At 38.6% G+C, this 22,354-nt stretch carries 18 protein-coding genes and 1 pseudogene; 7 read left to right on the top strand and 12 right to left on the bottom strand.

Annotation, left to right across the window (positions count from 1 at the left end):
* Positions 1 to 8: 8 nt before the first annotated feature.
* Positions 9 to 1,670: a propanediol/glycerol family dehydratase large subunit gene (locus RWZ05_RS02750; protein ID WP_314641892.1), complete on the bottom strand. Its 1,662-nt coding sequence runs from the start codon at positions 1,668 to 1,670 to the stop codon at positions 9 to 11.
* A 21-nt stretch (positions 1,671 to 1,691) separates the two neighbouring features.
* Positions 1,692 to 2,393, bottom strand: coding sequence for a propanediol utilization microcompartment protein PduB (pduB, locus tag RWZ05_RS02745; RefSeq protein WP_038124004.1), 702 nt, complete (start codon positions 2,391 to 2,393; stop codon positions 1,692 to 1,694).
* Positions 2,394 to 2,917: 524 nt separating this feature from the next.
* Between pduB and RWZ05_RS02740 the strand changes: the two genes are divergently transcribed.
* On the top strand, positions 2,918 to 3,808 hold the full coding sequence (locus tag RWZ05_RS02740) for a PocR ligand-binding domain-containing protein (protein ID WP_314641890.1): 891 nt from the start codon (positions 2,918 to 2,920) through the stop codon (positions 3,806 to 3,808).
* A gap of 203 nt (positions 3,809 to 4,011) precedes the next feature.
* On the opposite strand, the gene RWZ05_RS02735 is transcribed toward RWZ05_RS02740, so the two are convergent.
* From RWZ05_RS02735 to RWZ05_RS02700, 8 genes are all read right to left on the bottom strand, one after another.
* Positions 4,012 to 4,833 carry a MetQ/NlpA family ABC transporter substrate-binding protein gene (locus RWZ05_RS02735; protein ID WP_314641888.1) on the bottom strand — a complete coding sequence of 274 codons (822 nt, stop codon included), beginning with the start codon at positions 4,831 to 4,833 and terminating at the stop codon, positions 4,012 to 4,014.
* A 359-nt stretch (positions 4,834 to 5,192) separates the two neighbouring features.
* Positions 5,193 to 6,506, bottom strand: coding sequence for a DUF389 domain-containing protein (locus RWZ05_RS02730; protein WP_314641886.1), 1,314 nt, complete (start codon positions 6,504 to 6,506; stop codon positions 5,193 to 5,195).
* Between the two features lie 9 nt (positions 6,507 to 6,515).
* Positions 6,516 to 7,553, bottom strand: coding sequence for a nicotinate-nucleotide--dimethylbenzimidazole phosphoribosyltransferase (locus RWZ05_RS02725; protein WP_314641883.1), 1,038 nt, complete (start codon positions 7,551 to 7,553; stop codon positions 6,516 to 6,518).
* A gap of 108 nt (positions 7,554 to 7,661) precedes the next feature.
* On the bottom strand, positions 7,662 to 8,573 hold the full coding sequence (locus RWZ05_RS02720; protein WP_314641881.1) for a hypothetical protein: 912 nt from the start codon (positions 8,571 to 8,573) through the stop codon (positions 7,662 to 7,664).
* Between the two features lie 180 nt (positions 8,574 to 8,753).
* Positions 8,754 to 10,073: a dicarboxylate/amino acid:cation symporter gene (locus tag RWZ05_RS02715; RefSeq protein WP_314641879.1), complete on the bottom strand. Its 1,320-nt coding sequence runs from the start codon at positions 10,071 to 10,073 to the stop codon at positions 8,754 to 8,756.
* Positions 10,074 to 10,304: 231 nt separating this feature from the next.
* Positions 10,305 to 11,180, bottom strand: a complete 876-nt coding sequence (locus RWZ05_RS02710) for a hypothetical protein (protein WP_314641878.1) — start codon at positions 11,178 to 11,180, stop codon at positions 10,305 to 10,307.
* Between the two features lie 53 nt (positions 11,181 to 11,233).
* Positions 11,234 to 12,064 (bottom strand): hypothetical protein, encoded by an 831-nt coding sequence (locus RWZ05_RS02705; RefSeq protein WP_314641874.1) that lies wholly within the window; start codon positions 12,062 to 12,064, stop codon positions 11,234 to 11,236.
* 24 nt (positions 12,065 to 12,088) lie between these two features.
* The gene (locus RWZ05_RS02700; RefSeq protein WP_314641871.1) at positions 12,089 to 13,261 is read right to left on the bottom strand and encodes an iron-containing alcohol dehydrogenase; all 1,173 of its coding nucleotides are present in this window, start codon (positions 13,259 to 13,261) and stop codon (positions 12,089 to 12,091) included.
* 144 nt (positions 13,262 to 13,405) lie between these two features.
* Between RWZ05_RS02700 and RWZ05_RS02695 the strand changes: the two are divergent.
* Positions 13,406 to 13,804 (top strand): annotated as a pseudogene (locus RWZ05_RS02695) (hypothetical protein); the annotation flags it as partial.
* Positions 13,805 to 13,990: 186 nt separating this feature from the next.
* Here the strand turns inward: RWZ05_RS02695 and RWZ05_RS02690 are convergent.
* Entirely contained in the window at positions 13,991 to 14,506 is a 516-nt protein-coding gene (locus RWZ05_RS02690) for a flavodoxin family protein (RefSeq protein WP_314641868.1), read from the bottom strand.
* Between the two features lie 504 nt (positions 14,507 to 15,010).
* On the opposite strand from RWZ05_RS02690, the gene RWZ05_RS02685 reads away from it, so the two are divergent.
* The 3 genes from RWZ05_RS02685 to RWZ05_RS02675 all read left to right on the top strand — a co-directional run bounded on the left by RWZ05_RS02685 (position 15,011) and on the right by RWZ05_RS02675 (position 19,194).
* Positions 15,011 to 17,293, top strand: coding sequence for a ribonucleoside-diphosphate reductase subunit alpha (locus RWZ05_RS02685; protein WP_314641866.1), 2,283 nt, complete (start codon positions 15,011 to 15,013; stop codon positions 17,291 to 17,293).
* Between the two features lie 149 nt (positions 17,294 to 17,442).
* Complete coding sequence (locus RWZ05_RS02680; RefSeq protein ID WP_314641864.1) at positions 17,443 to 18,471, top strand: ribonucleotide-diphosphate reductase subunit beta; 1,029 nt, start codon at positions 17,443 to 17,445, stop codon at positions 18,469 to 18,471.
* Between the two features lie 84 nt (positions 18,472 to 18,555).
* A complete protein-coding gene (locus RWZ05_RS02675; protein WP_314641862.1) occupies positions 18,556 to 19,194 on the top strand; it encodes a hypothetical protein in 639 nt (212 codons plus the stop codon).
* Between the two features lie 116 nt (positions 19,195 to 19,310).
* Here the strand turns inward: RWZ05_RS02675 and RWZ05_RS02670 are convergent, their stop codons facing one another.
* Complete coding sequence (locus RWZ05_RS02670; protein WP_314641859.1) at positions 19,311 to 19,727, bottom strand: GNAT family N-acetyltransferase; 417 nt, start codon at positions 19,725 to 19,727, stop codon at positions 19,311 to 19,313.
* 479 nt (positions 19,728 to 20,206) lie between these two features.
* Here RWZ05_RS02670 and aroF point away from each other — a divergent pair, with 479 nt between their 5' ends.
* Positions 20,207 to 21,220, top strand: a complete 1,014-nt coding sequence (gene aroF / locus RWZ05_RS02665) for a 3-deoxy-7-phosphoheptulonate synthase (RefSeq protein ID WP_314641857.1) — start codon at positions 20,207 to 20,209, stop codon at positions 21,218 to 21,220.
* A gap of 74 nt (positions 21,221 to 21,294) precedes the next feature.
* Positions 21,295 to 22,347: a 3-dehydroquinate synthase gene (gene aroB / locus RWZ05_RS02660; protein ID WP_314641855.1), complete on the top strand. Its 1,053-nt coding sequence runs from the start codon at positions 21,295 to 21,297 to the stop codon at positions 22,345 to 22,347.
* Positions 22,348 to 22,354: the final 7 nt, after the last annotated feature.

Genomic DNA, 22,354 nt, shown 5'->3' with positions numbered 1-22,354 from the left:
ACACCTCCTTATATATCCCGTGGATCAATGGCGTTTGGAATATTTTTAATGCGTTCCCAATCTTCACCTTCCACACGATAACCTGTGCCAGCACCTTGATAGTCATTTCTATTGTTAATCGCGGAGATAACATTGAAATCACGGTCAAAGATGGCCGATGTTTGTAAGTAATCGCCGGAGATTTTTTGTTTTAATAGATTCAAAATACTTTGTGCTACATCAGTATGACCTTCTTTAGCTAAGCCTTTTACGAAGTCAACGCCTGTAACACCGCGGTTTAACAAGTCTTGAGCCGCTTTAATATCTGCAACCTTATCGCGAGGAGGCATGTCTTTAGAGCCATTCGCATAGGTAGCAGCCTCTACCTCTTGATCTGTAATCGGAGGCAAACCTAAAGCTTTGAACAAAGCTTGTAGTGCACGAGCTGCTTTATTACGAACCGCTACTACTTCTTCTTCGCGAGCAGGGATAAGACCGCCATTTACCTTGAGGTCACGTTGGATAACTGTCCAGTCATCAAAGTCCTCAGCATCCCAGTTGGAGCCAGCAAACATGTTATCATAGTTTGGTGTAGAACTATAACCAGAGCAGATGAAGTCAGTACCTGGTGCAAATTGCATCAATGTACGAGCTGTTCTACGCAAGTCGGAGTGGCTGAATGTTTGGTCATTACTAGATGCACATTCTAGGTCGAGCATAGCTGCTACAAGGTTTTCTGCTAATACAGCACGGATACCAGAAGGTACGGCTGCTGGAATACCGATACAGCTTACAGAACCATTTTGGATACCTTGTACGCCAGCCCCTTTTGTGATGTATAGGCAACGGATTTCAAGGTACAACATAGATTTACCTTCTGCTTGGCCCATTTGTACTTCAGAACCTGTACCAGAAGTAAAGCGCATTTTTAGACCACGAGATGCATAAGCAGATGCGAGGAATCCTTTAGACCAAGGTGTGTCATCACCATCAGTAAATACGTCTTCTGTACCATATACAGAAATTGTTTCTGCATAGGCTGTGAAGCCACGCATACCAAGTTCCAATTCGGTTGCTTCTTCCAAGGAGCATTGAGTCAATACGCCTGGTCGACCACATTGAGAACCTACAAGTAAACTGATTGCATTAAGTGGTGCATAACGAGCAACTGCAACTGTTGTTTCTTCTTCTGCGAACCCACGAAGCGCACCTTCTGCAGCATCCGCTGCGATTTGTACTGGGTTGTCGTTTACGTTCGTTACATGGGCTTGGTTAGCCATTGTACGACGAGCACGCATTTTTTGCATACATTGCATCATTTCAACAACGTTCATGCAAGAAACAACTTCCAGCATTTTCGCTGGGGTAATAGATTTACAAATCTTAACGATTTCTTCACGAGGCACTGATGGTGTAAGCATCATATTAGCAATCTCTTTTGAGTCCATTGCCATCGCTTGTTGAGCACCATCGAGAACGATACCGTAGTTCGCAATAAATGTATCGATAAGATCAAAATCTTCACGGCGTTTACCATCGAGTTCAACGATGCGACCGCCTTCGATTTTGAGGCTAGGCTTTGGATCTTGAGGAGATTCCATGGCTATAAAACCTTCCTCTACCCATTCCTTTACATAACCATCCTGATTAACAGGACGTTGACTTAAGACTTCGAAACGTTTTGATTTCATAGGGCATACCATCCTTTCAGATTAGATATAGGAAGGGGCTCCGTTCACTGGTTCGTCACCCATAGTACCGAGCAATTGTTTACCTACTTCACGAGCAGAGATAACCGCTTGTCGTACAGCCCCAGAATCGCCAGAAATCTGTAAAATTACTTCGTTAGAATTACTTGTACCTGCAGAAGGAGATGCATAACCGATTACATCAACGTTTGCAGATTTGACAGCTACATCGGCCATAACTACGCCAATAGCTGCTGGAGCACCTACGATAAGACCAAAAGCTTTACCTTCGGGAGCGCCAAATGCTGCATTTACTGCATGACTAGCGCGTGCTGTATATTGAAGTTCAATATGACCAGCATCGTTTGCGTATACATCGCCAAAAGTACGTTCCACTTCAGCTAATGCTACTTCAATAGCTCGTTTTACATCGGATACATCATCACCACCAAAAATGATTAACGACCCATGGCCTGCGCCACCTTTAGTATCACGAGGTAATTCAATGCTAACAATTTCAGTATTAGTTGCTTTTACTGCTTCATCAGCAGCCATAATGTGTGGGCCTGCACCAGTACGAGCACCTAAAATACCGATGGAACGATATTTTTTCTTTAGTTTCATCGCATCTAATACTTGTTGATCTACGTTAGCAATTACGAGACCTATAGTATCACCAGTTTTGCTAGTCCCTACAAATTCAGTTAATCCACATGTTGTCGCCATAATACCCTCCATACGTATAATGAAAGTATCTTTGTACAGGAATGTATGTTGCTGTATGTTATGCTATATCTCTTAATATTGTTTTAAGTCGCCTTATATCGCTTTTTATCGTTTCATTTATTTTTCATATATATACAGCGATATTCCCTGTACACCATATAATTTTATAGAGCATGCCTCGCTATTCAATCACTATCCATTGGGCTCAATCCTTTCTAAATATATGTAATATAAGGTTTTTTCTACCTTTATTATAAAAATTCTGTAATATAACTTTTTTATGTGTATTCGTAAAATGCGATTTTTCTATTACAAAAATGCCACAATCCTGTTATACTTATACATGTAAAGGCGAATATGTATTAGTAATAACGCAGAGTTATAAGTATATGAATTTCAAGTGGTATATCACTTTTTTCTTTTCTTAGGTTTATGAGCAAGCCCACAAAATAGAGAGCAATTAAGGCGATTATAGCGGTGAGCTTACTAGACCTCTCAGCACATTTGTGATTGGAGGTTCCACTATGATTTGTACTCGGGAAGATACTAAACTTATCAACGAAATCATGCGAGATTTCACAAACATAACAAAAATTGCTGCCATTTTTGTCAATAATCGTGGAAAAGTGTTATCTCAAGAATATAACTTTTCCCCCTTCTGTAAGGTAGTAAGGCGTAATCCAGCTTATGCCAAGCGATGTAATCAATGTGATTTATATGGCGGACTCGATGCGACAAAAGAACTATCTTCTTGCCCATATCGCTGTCACATGGGACTCATAGATTTCTCTGTTCCCGTTATGAAAGAGGGAGCTATTTTAGGCTTTATCATGGCAGGGCAAACTAAAACAGAGGATACTACAATCAAGCCGATTTTACCCACCCAAACAGATTGGCATGATGACACTAAACTCCGTGCTTTATATCGGACCTTGCCTGTTTTAACAGCTGAACAAATTTATAGTGCTACAAAGGTGTTACGGATCTTAGTAGAGCATTTCTTCCCATTCAATGATTCAGTAGCAGAAGAACTACCATATGAGCAATTACCAGACTTTGTCGAGTCTGAGCAGCCTATTAATCGTCCTGAAATCAGAAAAGCCATATTATACATAGAAAAAAACCTGAGCAAACGAGTGTCGCTCAGGCGGATTTCGGAACATATTCATTTAAGCGAGTCCTATTTCTCTAAGATTTTTAAGGATGATACAGGCCTTTCAGTAGTGCAATATATAACTCTACTCCGTATGCAGGAAGCAAAAAAATTGTTGGTTTATTCCCAATTAACAGTTAATCAAATCAGTAAAACCTTGGGATATAATAGAACGAGTTACTTCTGCAAGATTTTTAAAATGGCCACTACGGAAACACCTCATTCGTACAGAAAAAAATATGCTAAACCTATTGATGCATAGACCAAAACTAAACAATAACTAGCAAAGCTAAAGGGCTCTATATTGAAAATAGAGCCCTTTAACAATGTATAAATCAATTTCTACGCAACAGGTAAAATAACCAAAAGGCGTAACACCATTTGGTGTTACGCCTTGTTTGTATTAGAGAGTTAATCTGAGGAGATGTTTTGTGAAATACACTATATTATAAACAATTCAGTCAATTAGAATGCTGGGATAATCGCACCTTTATAGTGTTCTTCAATGAATTTCTTAACTTCTGGAGATTGTAATGCTTTAGCTAATTTTTGGATAGCTGGTTTGTTTTCATCACCAGGATTTACGGAAAGAAGATTTGCATATGGAGAGTCAGCTTTCTCTACGAATAAGCCATCTTTTGTAGGATTAAGGCCGGCTGGCAATGCATAGTTAGCATTGATTACAGCTGCGTCTAAGTCTTGGATAGAACGAGGAATTTGAGCTGCTTCTAACTCAGTAATTTGAATATTTTTAGGGTTGCTAGTCACATCAGATGGTGTATTAGTCAAACCAGTTGGATCTTTCAAAGTTACAAGGCCGGCACTTTGCAACAAGAGAAGTGCACGAGCACTATTTGTTGGGTCAGATGGAATTGCTACTTTCGCACCATTTGGCAAGTCTTTCAAATCTTTAATTTTTTGAGAATAGATAGCCAATGGTTCAATGTGAACTGGTGCGAAGCTTACGAAGTTTGTACCATGATCTTTATTGAAGTTATTTTGGTAAGGTACGTTAGCAAAGAAGTTTGCATCTACTTCTTTACTGGACAACGCCATGTTTGGTTGGATGTAGTCTGTAAATTCAATAACTTGAAGATCTATACCTTCTTTAGCTAACAAAGGCTTAATTTGATTCAAGATTTCAGCATGAGGTACAGGATTTGCTGCTACCTTTAATACCTCTTTGGAGCCACTAGAGCTCGCGTTATTTGTGGAAGAGCCACAACCACTAATCAATAAGGACGCACCTAGTACGGCCGTCGCTGCTAATGCTAACCATTTTTTCATGTAATCCTCCTATCTACGATGAAAACCTACATCTCTGACGAGGACTCATACGTATACAACATTCGTAGATAATGTAATAAATCTATTTTTCTTATCTTGTATCTACATTTAATAATTTCGATGTTGTAAGTATAGCAATTTAATTCCTACTTGTATAATAGATTATATATATCAATCTCTATAACTTTAATTTATAGCAAGGACAAATGATGTTTACCTATATCAAGCAAATAAAAACGGTACTAAAATATGATTCCCGATGCTACTAGATAATATACCTAATAGTTTAAATCATATTTAGTACCGTTATACCTGCCACACTATATAGTGAGCAACCTAATCAAACTGTAATAGCTCAATTATAAAGTTGAGATTGCTTGCTCGATAGAAATAGTTACAGGTGCTGATAATTTAGCCTCTAACCAAGCTTTTATTCGTTCCGAATCTGCATCAGATACAGTGGATGTGGTATGGATAATTACCATATAGCGACTCACTTTAGGCTGTTCTAAGTTATCTATAAAAGGCATGCCTTCCACTTTGCTTACAAACGGGAACAACGCCTTTGCTTCAGCCTCTGTCGTTTTCATAGTATTTATCGTTTCACTTACTAGTTGATAAGTCGGCTGGTACAGATTACTCAAGTTTTTATATGTTTCAAGGTTCTCTGAAGATTTATTCAAACTTGTCTTATCCATAGTGGATTTTTTCTCATCTACGCTATTAACAAATCGTAATGTATAAGGCTGCAAGTACTCATCTTTCCGTAACTTGTCATTCAACTGGGATTGTTCCTCTGCAGTCACCGGAGCTCCAATAACTACTATGTCTACTAGCTTATTCACTCGATCCAATGAATAATCAATCACTTGTCGACGTCCATCTTGATTAATATCATTCTTAACAAACTGCTCTAAATGATTTGACTCAGAATACTTGATGGTCATATCATAGCCTGCATAAATACTTGGTATAGCCATAATAAGACCAATCACAAAAAATATTAGCTGATTACGACGATTAATCTTTTCTGCTCGCTTATGGGATGGCAACCCATATACACCCTTTAAAACAACAAAGGATGCAAAGAAGATGAAAAATGCATTTATAAAGAATAGATAGCCAGCCCCAAAGAAATAGTTCCAATTTCCATTAGCAAGTCCATATCCTGCCGTACATAGTGGCGGCATAAGTGCAGTCGCAATCGCAACCCCTGGTATAACATTATCTAAAGTCTTACGCGTTTGCCCAATAATTCCAGCTAACCCACCAAATATAGCAATGAATACATCAAAAATACTTGGTTCTGTACGCGCTAATAGTTCAGATGTAACCGTATGAACGGGGGAAATATAAAAATATAAAGCAGATGCCAAAACAGCAATCGTAATCTGTAAGGACAATCTTAAAATAGCACTTTTCACAACTGTAGAATTAAGTGTAGCAAAGCCAAAACCAGTTGCTAGAATTGGTCCCATCAACGGCGATATAAGCATAGCACCAATAATAACGGATGTACTATTCATATTCAACCCAATAGAGGCAATAAACATGGAGAGGATCAGGATAACCAAAGCAGGACCCTTAATCTTAGCCCCGCCTATTAATCGTTTAGCAATGGTTGCATCATCAGCTCGTTCAAAGTGTATATCAAAGTATTTATTTATTTCCATTCTTCCCCCTTATAATTTCATCAAATCTGCAAAGGTCCCTACATGTACAAACATATGCTGTGTAGTTTTGAGCATTTGAACCATCAAGATGGCTCCTGTACCTTCTCCCATAGACATTTGAGCCTGAATTGGAACCATATCTTGAGTAATACCTACCTCAGCTAATGCAAGCTCTGTACCTTTTTCTCGAGAATGATGAGATGGCAATGCATAATCTTTAACACGAGCATTCATGTGTACTGCACAAGCTGAAGCTACAGCTGTAATGAAGCCATCAATGACAAAGGGCGTCTTAAAATCTACGCAAGCCAGCATGGCCCCAAGAATAGCCACAATATCAAAGCCGCCTACATGAGCTACAATTTTGCGAACACGGTCATGCTCACTTTCAGCAATAATACTATCCTTATGTTTCTCCAATACAGAACAGACAAAATCAATTTTACGCTTCATCAAATCAGGTTTATTAGGCCAAGAACCTGGTCCTACCGTTTCAGTTGGAGCAGCTCCAGTCAAGGCAGACAACACACAGGCGGAGGTCGTTGTATTCCCCAGCCCCATTTCACCAAAGGACAATAGATTTATCCCTTCCTTAACATAATGCTGTACCCGTTCATAGCCCGCTTGAAAGGCTTTATTAAACTCATCCTCAGTCATAGCAGGGTGATTTAATATATTCTTTGTCCCTTTCGCTACTTTACGATCTACGCCAATACCATCATCCGAAGCAATACCTACATCGACGACCTCATAAGGAATATTGTTAAAGTTACAAAACTGTGTGGCTGATGAGAGACCTAACAACATATTGCGAGACTGCTTTTGCGTTACCTCGTAGTTATAGCCTACATAACCTTCCATATTACAACCATTATCGGCAGAGAAGATGATATGCTGTGGTCGAATTTCACCATTGATTTCGCCCCACGCCGTACAAATCTTGCGGAAATATACTTCCCACAAGCCTAGGCCTCCAGGAATTAGACATTTCGGTTGAAGAAATCTATTTAATTGTTCCTCGATTGGTAGTACTGATTTATCTTTCATTCTAATCTCTAGTCCGCATTCAATATGACAACTAGCCTTCTATTAATTCGATATTATTCTATATGAAAGTATAACATAAATTATATATCTAGTAATGTGAGATTTGTACTAGTACTCATATATACGAATTATTCTCTCATCAGGAAATAATCGATGCTTTTTAGCCTTATACTCTGGATTGTTATTAGAAATAAAATATTCAATCATATTTCTTAGCTCCTTATGAGTGAGTGGACTCGTACTTGGATTATATGTAAGCTGATTAAATACAGCATACCGTCCATCATATGCAGCAAATAATAAATTAGATTTCTTATCTGGATAGTACGAATCCACTAATATTCCAGGTAAGCCATTATTCCATACAGCCGAATAAGTCGGATTTTGTGATTCATCGATTACTCCCCAAATGCGCCAATATACTTGTAATGAGTGGTAAAAATTATACTCTTTATCTACAAGCACTTTGTTATCTATGTCTTTAATATCAGGATGATCTACATCTAAAGGTGTAATCTCAACAGAATACTCGATGTCTCCTAACTCATACTGTAGATAAAATTTATTCTCAAAAATATAGAATACCTTCAACTCTGCGCCTTTGGGCACCCGGAATGTTATGCCCTTACGAGTAATTGCATCGGTATATGTATCTATATCATTTAAACTCTGCTTACAATAAACCTTACTTCCCACCGGATACGATAAGAGAGTAGTCTTTTTCTCATCATGAATCAACTTATCCGTTGAATGATATAATCTTCCCCGAATCAAACTTAGCTCTTGAGCATACGTTTCTGCATCACGTAAATATCCCTTAGCTATATCCTCGGACTTCATTCTTTCCAAATGTCTTTGTAAATCAGCTTCAATTTCATTATTAGTTTCTTCATTACTAATACAGTTCTCTTTATCGCCACCAGATGTACCACTATGAGTAACTAAATCTTTTGCATATACTGGTAAAAGCACAGTACTTAACATTAATACTACAGCAAGGCATGAACATATCCGCTTCACAATACAACTCCTTAGCTTTATTACAACCACTATAATCAATTTCAACCTCTACAAGTATTGTACCTTTTAATACTTGTAGAGTCATCAAAAAAAGGTTATCCCCATATAGAGGATAACCTTTTATTTGAGCTATATTAGGATATAGATATAGCTCTTGTTAATTGTCTTGAACCAGTGAAATTATGCACCTTGGAATTGAGGCATATCGTCGCCACTGGAGTCGTCCAATTTACCTTGAAGGTCATGATCGACCATAGCACATACGGAGGCATCAGACCATACGTTTTCAGCTGTTTCAATCATGTCGATAATTGTATAGATTGGCAAAATAATACCGAGCAAGCCGATTGGTGCACCGATAGAGCTCATCAAGGACAATGTTAAGAAGTAGCAACCCATTGGAACGCCTGCATTGCCAATCGCAGCAAGAACTGCAATAAATAACCAAGCAATCATTGTGCCCATAGTTAATTCAATACCTGCATTTTGCATTACAAACAAGGACGTTACAAGGATGAAAGCAGCACAACCATTCATATTGATTGTTGTACAAATTGGCAATACAAAACGTGCTACTGCAGGATGAGCTTTCAAATTATCTTCAGCAGATGCCAATGTTACAGGCAATGTAGCGGCAGAAGATTTAGTGAACAACGCAACAGCTACAGCTGGGGACATTTTACGGAATACGTCCACAGGGTTCAAACCACGGAACAACAAGAATAATGGAATTACAATAAAGAATTGAATTAAGTTACCACCGATAACAACAGCAGTATATTTACCTAAAGCACCAACGATTACGCCTGCTTCAATTTGAGCAGATAATTGACCTGCGAAGGCAAGGATACCGATTGGTAATACATAAAGTAATGCTTTAATCAATGTAAATAGTAATTCTTGTAAACCGAACAATACTTTCAATACTGCTTCACGACCTTCTGTACGAGGCATAAACGCAAAAGCTAAACCAACGGAAGCAGAGATAAACATAACAGACAATACGTTACCTTCCAAATATGGTTTCAAAATATTGTTAGGAATAACGGATAAGAAGTGATCGTAATATGTTACATGACCTAGTTTTTCAGGTACTTGCGCTGCACCAGCCCCAATTACATCAAGTGGTAAGTTACCTGGTGCAATCCATAGGAATAAGCCAAGGCCCACGGCTGCTGCACAAATTGTTGTAAGCAATGTATATACTACAGCATGACCAAAGATACGGCCTGTATCTTTTTTAGCACCTAGCATAGATAAAGTAGTAATTACTGCTAATGATACAGTTGGAATGGCAATAAATTGGAATAATCGCGTAAACACAGCTGCAATAAAGTTAAAAAGCTCATTTAAGGCTGGAATATGTTGCCATCCTAAAATAGCACCGATGATAAGTGCACCCATCCATAAAATGAACTGCCGTAATTTACCTTGTCCACGGCTTTGTAAAGTAATCTCTTGCGCTAAGGCATCTACGTGTTTGTTATTTTGATCTGCCATAAAAACACCTCTCTAAAAATTAAACTACTTGAGACAAAAAAAGAAATCCCAACCCTAGGGCTGGGATTCTAGATACATCCTAGTCTCTTTAAATCATATTATAAAGATATGTTTTAGAACTGTCAAACCAAAATAATTTGATATATAGATAAATATAATAAATCAATATAAGGAAACCACACCTATATTTTAATTAGAATAACCTAATTAGAATAACTTTACATATTGTTTTTAATGAACAACATCTATATCTACCATGACCATTCGAGTTCGATCTGGACTAAACATAAAATAAATTCTCCTAGGCTGATCTTGATCAAAATTATTATAGATAACGTATACAGTATATCCGTCTCCTAACTGTTCCTCTCTATAATAATAATCTTGATTAGCATCACTCCCTATACTTTGTGTGCCCGTAAGAAACCAAGGGAACCATTTCCAATTTTTAGGTTGAATACGGTTAATAGAATAGTTTCCAATTGCATAAAACAACATAAAGTGATTATTTGGCTGAGGAAAATCATTAAGAACCGCTAATGTTACCCCCTTAGCTTTACCATTTCTAAAAGAATACCACCCATGGGATTTAACAATTTTTTCATAGCCTAAAATTGTAGACTTATTACCATCTAAAACTAAACACCTATAAGACTCCCATCCATTTACACTAATTACAGATGAAACAACTTGTACATCTAAAGGAAGTCTATCGGGCACTTGCAACTCAGCAGGAACATAGCCTGCCTTAGATGTAGGCCAAGCATTCTGCCAATGTTTAGTATTATAATCCTCGACCCCAGAGATAGCCCCTAGTAAATTTACTGTTAATATAGGAATCATAAATAAGCTAAAAATCACATAAAAGTACAGTAAAAAATTCTTACGGATAGCTTTCTTGGTAATTACTATTCTAGCCTTTTCAACAATCAAAACAATCGTTGCTACTAATAAAGTAAGATAGTAAACTCCTGAAAATGAGAAATACGTAGGATGACAAAATGTAATCCATATGGTTATTCCCCATAAAACAACAAATAACCATATGCTCTTTCTATATATAGGCCAAAACAACAAGAGCCTTATATTATTTAAAATACTCCCCATAAATGTCCCCTTAATACTTAGTTTCCCTATTACCACTATCTTATTAGTAAAGCTTACTTTGATTGATAAAACACAGCCCGTGTCCCATCATTACTGATCAAAAGTTCTACAAAATGAGGTCTTTTGGTATTCCCATCATCTACAAACACATATAGTCTATGATTTCGAGTAGAATTATATGTGTCCTTTACTACTGTTTTGGTTTCTTTTCGAGGTGCAAAGCGTAACCACTCAATAAAAGTCCGCTCTGGCAAATTGAGGGATTCTTCTTCTATACTCTCTACAATATTATAGCTATTAGGATGAGATATAAAACGTTTTTTCTCCCCAGTATCTAAATCACGTAATACACCATCCGCATCAATTTGCGCTGTATAGGCTGCATTTTGCTTAGCTATCGCCTCATATTGTGCAATTACTTTAGGGTCCCCTTCAAATACAGTATATCTCTCTGGATATGCATTAGCCCAAGCTAAACCACTACGAAAAGCAGACGCTCTATAAATACCGTCTGGAAGTTTTTCTGGTCGTTTTAACCCCTCTGGTAATTCTCCACTATTAGGCCACCCTTGAACCCAATCCTTTGTACTATACTCGATAGGATCAGACTGTTCAATACTTGTTTTTAAGTCGTACGTAAGCCAATCGCTTATTAACCAAGAAAAGCTGAGGGTAAACGCAATATACAAGCACCAGGCCAATTGAGTGTGCCTTTTTTCAGATATAGACCGCTTCTTAAAACGAACGTATTGTAATAATAAACTCAACAGTATCGTTATACCAAACACAATGTATGTAATAGGTGCTAGATTAAAAAGTATCACTACAATAACACACAGCACGCATAACATACCTGTTAATAAGCCATAAAATCCTTGAAACAAAACTCCCTCCCATTATGACAACACTTAAAACATCTTTTTATACAACACTTCTATATCTTCACGACTCACGTCAGCTACTGTATTAGCTATATTGCCTGTAGCCACAACGTATACATTATCTACAAGCCAAGGAATGTCTTTTTTTGTAAAGCCTAGCTCTGTAAGGTTTGTGGTAAGATCCATGTCATGTACGATAAAGCGTAGCGCTTCACCTAGTTCGGAGCCATCGCCGTGGTTAAAGATACGAGCTAATGCACCAAATTTATCAGGGTTAGCACTCCAAGTGTATTCCACTACAACAGGTTCAATAACGGCAAGGCCCACGCCGTGTGTAATATCTTTAAGACCACTGGCAGGGTGTTCCATACCATGAGCCAAGGTTACACCTGCCGTATTGATGACCATACCGCCAATTGTACTAGCAAGGGTTACGGACTCCCACGCCTTTGTTAATTGCTCTTCCTTAAGCACTGGTTCTTTACCGTCAGCAACAGCTTTCACATGTTTATATAACGGTACAAGATGTTGAGCTAATAATGTTACAGCATAGTGAGCCAATGCATCAGTGAAGGGTTGTGCCGTTTTAGATGTATAGGCCTCAATATTATGACATAGTGCGTCAAAGCCTACAGACGCCAATACATGAGGTGGCATGGTGCCCATCACGGCAGGATCCACAATGGATACCTTTGGAACAATAGCATTGCAACGCAAAGATTTCTTATCCCCTGTTTCAGGATTGGTAAGGACCCCAAAGCCATTGCCTTCAGAGCCTGTGCCACAAGTTGTAGGAATGACAACGAGTGGTAATGCATTATCACTAGTTTTTCGATTGAAAATATAGTCGTTAATATCCCCTTCATTTACGGCCATGAAAGCAATTCCCTTTGCACAGTCCATAATGGAACCACCGCCGATGGCGATAACTACGTCACAGCTTTCAGATTTAGCTAAAGCAGCACCATCTAAAGCAGTTGTAGTTAAAGGATTGGCATCAACTTGGTCAAAGAGGACATGATCAATGTGAGCGGCCTCAAGTTTTGCTACCACTCGATCATATAAACCGGATTTCTTTGCACTAGTGCGACCTGTTACAATGAGGGCTTTCTTGCCATAAGGTGCAACAAAATCAGCAACAATATCTACTTTGTTCCAACCAAATTGGATATGTACAGGCAAAAAATAAGAGAATTCCATATGATAACCTCTTTCTTTGAATACGACTTCTTACTGTTATTGTAATGTATATTAGGGGGCATGTAAAACCTCATAGGACTTTCACTAGAAAACAGGTATACTACAGGTAAGAGGGGAATTTATATTTATAGAGGGAGAGAATCTATGAAATTTGCCATTACACATTTATGGTCTTCGCTACGGGACCTAGCAACGCAGTCGCCCATATTGCTGGCATTGATTGCCGTATTTTCATGTACTCCGTTGTATATTGAACAAGATTGGTTTTCCGACATTGATCTTAAGCTTTACTCATTGTATTTCTTTATCGTTATATTACAAAGCTATATAACAAGGGCACGAAAGTTTTCCATATTATATACCTTAGTAAGTATCGTAATCAGCGTTGGTCTTTATATGATTCACGAAAACTACGGCTATGTACGGGGCATTGAGCTAGCCACGGAAAATATATCGTTCCTATGGCTATATTCCATGATTGCCTTGTATTTCACATCGCCTAGTGAACATTACATCGGTGAAATCATTAACCGCATCAAACGGACAAGCTATTGATTACGTCGTACTTTATAAATCAATTCGATACACGCAAACTTAAATTTAATGTACTTTATAATTAAGCCTATAATGCACCATATAATACCTACAACTCTATATGTAAATATGACAAAAGCAGTACTCCACAGGGGGTACTGCTTTTATGCGTTAACTACGCTTTATGTTAATTTGTTAGCTAAGCTTTATAAGAATGTCGTTAGCAAAGTCTTGTGCTGCTTTAAAGTCGTCTTCATTTGGATGTACTGCAGCTTGTTTATGACGTGCATCGCGATCAGCGGATTGCCCGTGGCTGTGCCCTTTAGGGAACATCTTATACATCATTTCGATGACCTTCGGGTCTACCTTACCTTGGCAAATGAAAGTTCCTACAGGTTCTACGCCATCTGGTAAACAGTTTGCTGCATTTATTAAACTCTCCTTCGCATGTGCCATTTGCGGTGGTACGCCTGCCGTTGCAAACAAGGCAATATGTGGATTATGTAATATGCCGAGTACATCACGAGCTTCTTTGTTGGCCGTTCCTTTATCCACCCAGAATCCTGCAAACACAATATCGTAAGATGATAAATCGGACGGAAATTCTTTCATAGATACACATGGTGTACCTGCTGGTAAAACGCTAGCAATAGCCTGAGCTACTTGTTTAGTATTTCCCGTAAGGGATGAATATATGACAATAGACTTCATGTCTTACCTCCTAATTAATATATTCCTATTATAGGATATATATAACAGGCGTTTAATAAAATAAATCACAATTCTATAGGCAAGTACACTCTACTATATGTAGAGCAACTTATGTATTTCTACTATAAACAATATTGTACATAACTCATATATTTCATCAACTACTTTAAAAACATATAGCATCATCTAGTATTCTCAAAAGTGATATATCATTCAAAATCATCATATGTGCATCCCATATAGTATTTTCTAGTATTTATAACCATATCGATAAATTTAAGCATACTATATTCATAAATTTCTAAATGTCAATATTGAATGTGTAGAATTTTTTCGCTATAATCGTAACATAATGTATAAGCTCAATAAGGAAACTACCATATATAGTAGTTTTCTTATTTTTCTGATTAGACTTAACTTAAAGATATTTTATACTTTTCAGTCTAATCTTATATATGCTTAGATTAACAGTTTTATTACTTTTAAGACTCAAGGGGAACAGTAATGGAGATTATGATCAAGAAACGGGATGGCCATTTCGAGCCTTTATCCGTTGAAAAAACGAAACGTATGATTGCCTTCGCGTGTTTGGGGTTAGATTCTTGTGATCCACTAGAATTAGAAATGGATGCAAAGTTACAATTCGTTGATGGTATGACTACTAAAGAGATTCAAAAAACTTTAGTACAAACAGCGATCGAAAAGGTTATCTCTAAAAAAGACGATGGTTTTGGCAACCAAGTTAATAAGATGAACCAAGATTGGCAATTCGTAGCGGCTCGTCTGTTCTTGTTCGACCTCTATAAAGAAGCGGCTATCACTCGTCGCTATAAAGCATTCGGCTATGGCAACTTCCCAAATCTTGTGCACATGCTTGTAGAAGAGAAAAAATACGCTGACTTCTTCGTTACAGAATATACAGCTGATGAATTGCAAGAGTTAGGCGATTACATCAAACCTAAACGAGACTATCTCTTCAACTACGAAGGCCTTAAATTATTAGCGGACCGTTACTTAGTAAAAGGCTTCAACAAAGAAATCTATGAATTACCACAAGAACGTTTCATGGCTATCGCTATGCACTTAGCATTGGTAGAAGGGGAAAACAAAGTAAAATACGCTAAAAAATTCTACGATTTGATGAGCCAATTGAAAATGACAACAGCTACACCTACATTGGCAAATGCAGGTACACCATTCCATCAATTGTCCTCTTGCTTCATCTCTGGTGTAGACGACAACTTATGGTCCATTTATGACGTAAACAGCAAGTTTTCCCGCGTATCTAAACACGGTGGTGCCCTTGGTATCTACCTTGGCAAGGTTCGCGCATTGAACTCCGACATTCGCGGTTTCAAGAACTCCTCTGGTGGCGTTATTCCTTGGATTCGTTTGTACAATGATACAGCTGTTGCCGTAGACCAATTAGGTAAACGTAAAGGCGGCGCCACAGTAACACTTGATATTTGGCACAAAGACTTCTACGAATTCGTAGAGCTTCGTACAAACAATGGTGATGACCGCCGTAAAGCACACGATATTTTCCCTGCTATCTCCATTCCAAACATCTTTATGGAACGCCTATTAGCTCGTGAAAACTTCACCCTCTTCGACCCTCATGAAATCTTGACTGTGAAAGGCTATGCCTTAGAGGACTTCTACGACACAGATGATAACAAAGAGTTTACAAAACGTTACCTCGAATGTGAACAGGATCCTAACTTGCATGGTATCGAAGTGCCAGCACTAGACATGATGAAAAAAATCATGCGCTCCGCTGTTGAAACTGGCACACCGTTCATCTTCTTCCGCGACACTGTAAACGCTGCAAACCCAAATAAACATGCAGGTATGATTTACGCATCCAACTTGTGCCACGAAATCGCACAAAACGTCGGCTTCACTAATCTTGCTGAAGAAATTATCAACGAAGATGGTACTATTACTACTAAAACAAATACCGGTGACATGGTTACATGTAACTTGAACTCTATCAGCCTTGGCCGTATTACTGATGAAGAATTAGAAGAAAACATTGCCCTTCAAATTCGCATGTTAGACAATGTTATTTCTATCAACCAGGCGCCAGTACCAGAGTCTCGCATGACGTCTGATAAATACCGCGCTATTGGTCTTGGTACATCTGGTTACCACCACTACCTTGTAAATCATGATATCCAATGGGAGTCTGATGAACACATCGAAGTAGCAGACAAATTGTTCGAAAACATCGCTTACTATGCCATCAAAGCTTCCATGGAATTAGCTAAAGAAAAAGGTGCATACCCTGCATTCAAAGGCTCCGAATGGGAAACTGGTGAATACTTCACACGTCGTGGCTACACATCTGATCGTTGGAAACAGTTAGCTGCAGACGTTGCTAAATACGGTATCCGCAATGGTTATTTGATGGCTGTGGCGCCTACTGGTTCTACTTCCAATATTGCAAATACTACAGCCGGCATCGACCCGATCTTCAAAAAATTCTTCATCGAAGAAAAGAAAGGTTCTTTCACACCAAAAACGGCACCAGATTTGAACAACAAAACATTCTGGCTCTACAAAGAGGCGCATACAATCGACCAACAATGGTCCATCAAAGCTTGTGGCGTACGTCAACGTCATATTGACCAAGCACAATCTTTCAACTTGTACATCACACCTCAAATGAAAGCGAAAGAAATCCTTGACCTTTACGTTGAGGCCTACAAACAAGGTATCAAAACAATCTACTACATCCGTAACCAATCTCTTGAAATGGATGAATGCACTAGCTGCTCCTCTTAATAGTTAAAAATATCATTGCTATATTTGACAAAAACTATACACTATTAGTAGAGAGCACTAAACTTGGGAAAGATACTTTTACCAATACTATAAATCTGATGACGACCTATAGTAGTATAGGTCGCATCGTTGTATAAAGGAGTCCTACTATGGATAAAAAACTGATTTTCAACGAACATGGTGAACGTGGCACCCAATCTATGATTGGCGGCAATACCACAAACCTTCGCGAATGGAACCGTATCAAGTACGATTGGGCGAACCAAATGTATCGTACAATGCTGAACAACTTCTGGATTCCTGAAGAGATTTCCTTGAACGAAGACGTTAAGCAATTCCCATACTTAACAGATTACGAACGCCGCGCATTTGATAAAATCATTGCGTTCTTGAACTTCCTTGATTCTATTCAATCTGAAAACTTGCCTAACTTGAGCCGTTATATTACAGCCTCTGAAGTGGCATCCTTATTGAATATCCAAGCATTCCAGGAAGAAATTCACGCTCAAAGTTATTCCTACATTTTGGACACTGTAACGAATCCTATTACACGTGACAAAATCTATGACGAATGGCGTACAGATAAAACATTACTTGCTCGTAACCGTTTCATCGCCGATGCATACCAACGTTTCAGCGATGATCCTAGCGAAGCAAACCTTATTCACACAATCATCGCTAACTATATCTTAGAAGGTATCTACTTCTATTCTGGTTTTAGCTTCTTCTACACATTGGCACGCCAAGGTAAGATGACAGCTACATCCACTATTTTTAAATATATCAACCGCGATGAAGTAACTCACCTTGTATTGTTCCAAAACATCATCCGCGAATTACGCCGTGAACGCCCTGACTTGTTCACACCAGAACTAGAAGCGAAAATCACTGACATGATTCGCCAAGGTGCGGAAAACGAAATCGCTTGGGGTCAATATATCACTGATGATAAAATCCTCGGCCTCAACAACGTTCTCATCGAACGCTACATCAAATACCTTGCAAACATCCGCTTAGAAGCAATCGGCTTGCCTCATCTATATCATGAAATCAAGGAAAATCCTATGGAATGGATTGAAAGCTTCTCCAACTTGAATAGCACAAAAACTGACTTCTTCGAAGCAAAGGTTACAAACTATACAAAAGCAGCGGCCTTTGATTTTGATGATTTAGAGTAATTACAATCCTATATTAGTTTCATTATTTATATACCCTATCATTATTAATCAATTATATTTATTCTTAAGTAAGGAGCTTATATAATGACACCTGCACAAGAAGCAGCTAAGGCAGCAACAACTTCTGCTGCAGCTACACCAACCTCAGCGCAAACTACGGAGTGGATTATTTGCCGTGTATGTGGATATATTGAAGATGCAAAATACAAGGACCAACCTTGTCCAGCATGTGGTTTTCCTCCAACAGTTTGGATGGAGTACAAACCACGACGCATAAATCCTAAACGTGAGAAGATGTTAAATCTCCACCTACATCCAATCTGTGTTCATTTTCCAATCGTTGGTACTACAGGTTCTTTCTTTGTTCCTATTATTGCATTGTTGATTCCATCAATTGCGCCAACATTATTCCATGTTGTTACATTAGTAACCATGATATTACCGGCTCTCGTTATTCTCGGTGGTATTTCAGGATATATTGGTAGTAAATTGCGTTTCAAAACAGCAAGCGCTAAATATCCTAAACAAAAAATTTACTTAACAATCATTTACTTCATTATTTCCTGCATTCAATCCTATATGGCCGTGGCCCACGGTGTAAACGCAGACAATGCATGGATTATGATCATTTTAGGTATTATTGGGACTATCTTTGCCGCTAAGCTCGGCAAAATGGGTTCTTACTTATTTGCAGGACGATTTAGTCCATATACAGCAGGATAAAAAAGGAGTGTTTTCACAGAAAATCTGTGAAAACACTCCTTTTTATAGTCCCCAACATCATCCGCATCAAAAATAGTTGATACCAGTGCATTATAGCAATAACCATACATTTAATACTATAACTGCTTTCGCATCATCACATGAGGACAACCTTCATCAAGGTATTCCTCTCCTTCTGCTTTATATCCGAGGGATTCGTAAAATGGTTTTGCCTGTACTTGTGCTGATAAGGAGCAAGTCTTAAATCCATCGCGACGAATACCGTTTTCTGCGGCCATCATAATCTTAGTTCCTAAATGTTGTCCACGATACAACTTACGCACCGCCATGCGTCCAATGTGGGCATCACCTTCATCAGGACTTGGAAAGTAACGACAGGTACCAGCTGCCTTACCATCTATAGATAAGAGAACGAATTTTGCTATATCGTCTATTTCATCGAACTCGTCTTCAAAACCCTGTTCCTTCATAAACACATCAATACGTATTTGTTTTATTTCATCAGTAATATGATCTAAAATTTGAATAACCATATAACAACCTTTCTGATTGTAAATACATTCATAAGGATATCTACAAATACATTATAAAAACCCTCTATTAATACATCAAAATTACCTATAACCATTATACCAAATGCATTTTAGCTTTCATATGATACATCCTATATAATTAATTCCCCCTAAAAATGTATTTTAAAACTTCTATGAAGTTTAATTTTAACTATTGCATAATCTTATCATTTGGGTTTATACTATACCCAACATTTTAGAAAGGAGCAACCAAAGATGACTAACCAAATTAGCCTCACTACAAAACAATACTTTTATTGGTTCTTTATCCAACGTACGGGTAAGGAACTATTTGTGGTGCACTAATTAAGATTTAGTTATTATTAGTTGCTTAGAATAGTAAAAGGGCTACCCGTATTAGATTGCGGGTGGCCCTTTTTTTGTTTGCTATCCCGTATGGTAAGCCCTACTATTCATTGTAGTTACAAGGAGGAATTATCATGATTATTACATTGAAACAAAACGCAGCAGAAGCAGAAGTATCTCGTTTACGCAGTGAATTAGAGGCTCAAGGATTCATTATTCATCCTGTAGAAGGCGCACGCTACAATATTTTAGGGCTTATCGGTGATACAGCATCCCTCGATGCTCGTCAAATCGAGTCTCTTGATTTCGTAGATAAAGTCACTCGTATTCAAGAACCATACAAAAAAGCAAACCGCAAATTCCATCCAGATGATTCTGTAATCAACGTAGGTGGTGTATTGATTGGTGGTGGTCACTTCGCAGTAATGGCTGGACCTTGCTCCGTAGAAACACCTGAACAAGTACTAGAAACTGCTAAAGCTTGTAAAGAAGCTGGCGCGACAATTCTTCGTGGCGGTGCTTTCAAACCACGTACATCCCCATACTCCTTCCAAGGCATGGGCCCAGAAGGTCTAGAATTGTTAGAACTTGCTAAAAAAGAAACAGGTCTTCCTATCGTTTCTGAAGTTATGGATATTTCCCAATTACAATACTTCGATAACGTAGATATGCTTCAAATTGGCGCTCGTAACATGCAAAACTTCACACTGTTAAAAGAAGTAGGTAAACTTAACAAACCAGTTCTTTTAAAACGTGGTTTGTCTGCTACATACGAAGAATGGTTGATGGCGGCTGAATACATCATGTCAGAAGGCAATGAACAAATTGTATTATGCGAACGTGGTATCCGCACATTCGAAACTAAAACTCGTAATACATTAGACGTAACAGCTATCCCTATGATGCACGAATTATCCCACTTACCAATTATTATGGACCCTAGCCACGCAGCAGGTATGAGTCGCATGGTTCGTCCACTTTCTCTTGCATCTGTAGGTGGCGGTGCAGACGGTCTTATGATCGAAGTTCACAACGATCCATCAAAAGCATTATGCGATGGCCCACAAGCACTACGTCCAGATCAATTCACTAGCCTTATGAAAGAAGTTATCGCATTACGCCAAGCATTGGTAGAATGCACTAAATAATCTTAAATAACACACAAATAAGCTAGTATCCGTTATAATAGATACTAGCTTATTCTTTTATGAAAGGAACCGTTATGACTCGCATCCACATTAACGCGTCCACACCGTATGACGTTGTCATCGAGGAAGGCGCTTTACAACGCATCACCGATTATATTAAACCATTAAAGCCAAATTGCCGTGTAATTATCGTTAGCGACACCAATGTGGCACCGCACTATTTGGACTCTGTGAAAGCTAATATGGAACATGCGGGTTATACAGTTTGTGATTATGTATTCCCTGCTGGTGAAAGCTCCAAAAACGCTCATCAACTCATCGACTTAGTGGAATACATGGCGGCCCAATCATTAACACGTAAAGACCTTCTCATTGCCCTTGGGGGCGGTGTAGTAGGTGACATGGCAGGCTTTGCAGCAGCTACATACCTACGTGGTATCGACTATGTACAGGTTCCTACCTCTCTATTAGCCGCCGTAGATTCCTCTGTAGGTGGTAAAACAGCGGTTAATCTCGAAGCAGGTAAAAACTTGTGGGGTGCTTTCAAACAACCTATTCTCGTTCTCTGTGATCCCACAACATTAAACACATTACCAGACATGGAGTGGAAAAATGGATGTGGAGAAATTATCAAATACGGATTCCTCGATGTGCCAGGGTTATTAACCCAACTAGAAAACAAACCGTTAATAAAACATCGTGATAGCGTTAGCGCAGTTATTGCGCGATGCGTTCAAGCAAAGGCAGATATTGTGGAGCAAGACGAACGTGAATCTGGTGTGCGTGCCCTCTTAAATCTAGGTCATACCTTTGGTCATGGCATCGAAAAGGCGAGCCACTTTGAGGTACACCATGGTTATGCCGTAGCAATCGGCATGGTCCTCATGGCGCAAGGTGCTGTAAAACATGGAGAATTAGATGCAGAGGTGTTAGAAAAATTAAAATCTCTCATCGAAGCACACGATTTGCCAACCACAACAACTATACCAAAAGAAGAAATTCTAGCTGCTGCTAAACACGATAAAAAAAGCGAAGGAGCTACCATTAAAATTGTAGTTCCTACTAGCTATGGCCACAGCGAACTCAAGGTGGTAACACACGAAGAGCTTGCCACCTATTTAGATTAAGGAGATT

Origin of the sequence: uncultured Veillonella sp. (assembly GCF_963543145.1) — a bacterium.
Lineage (GTDB): Bacteria > Bacillota > Negativicutes > Veillonellales > Veillonellaceae > Veillonella.
Note: the sequence above shows the minus strand (reverse complement) of the source record. Positions and strands in the feature narration are given on the sequence as shown.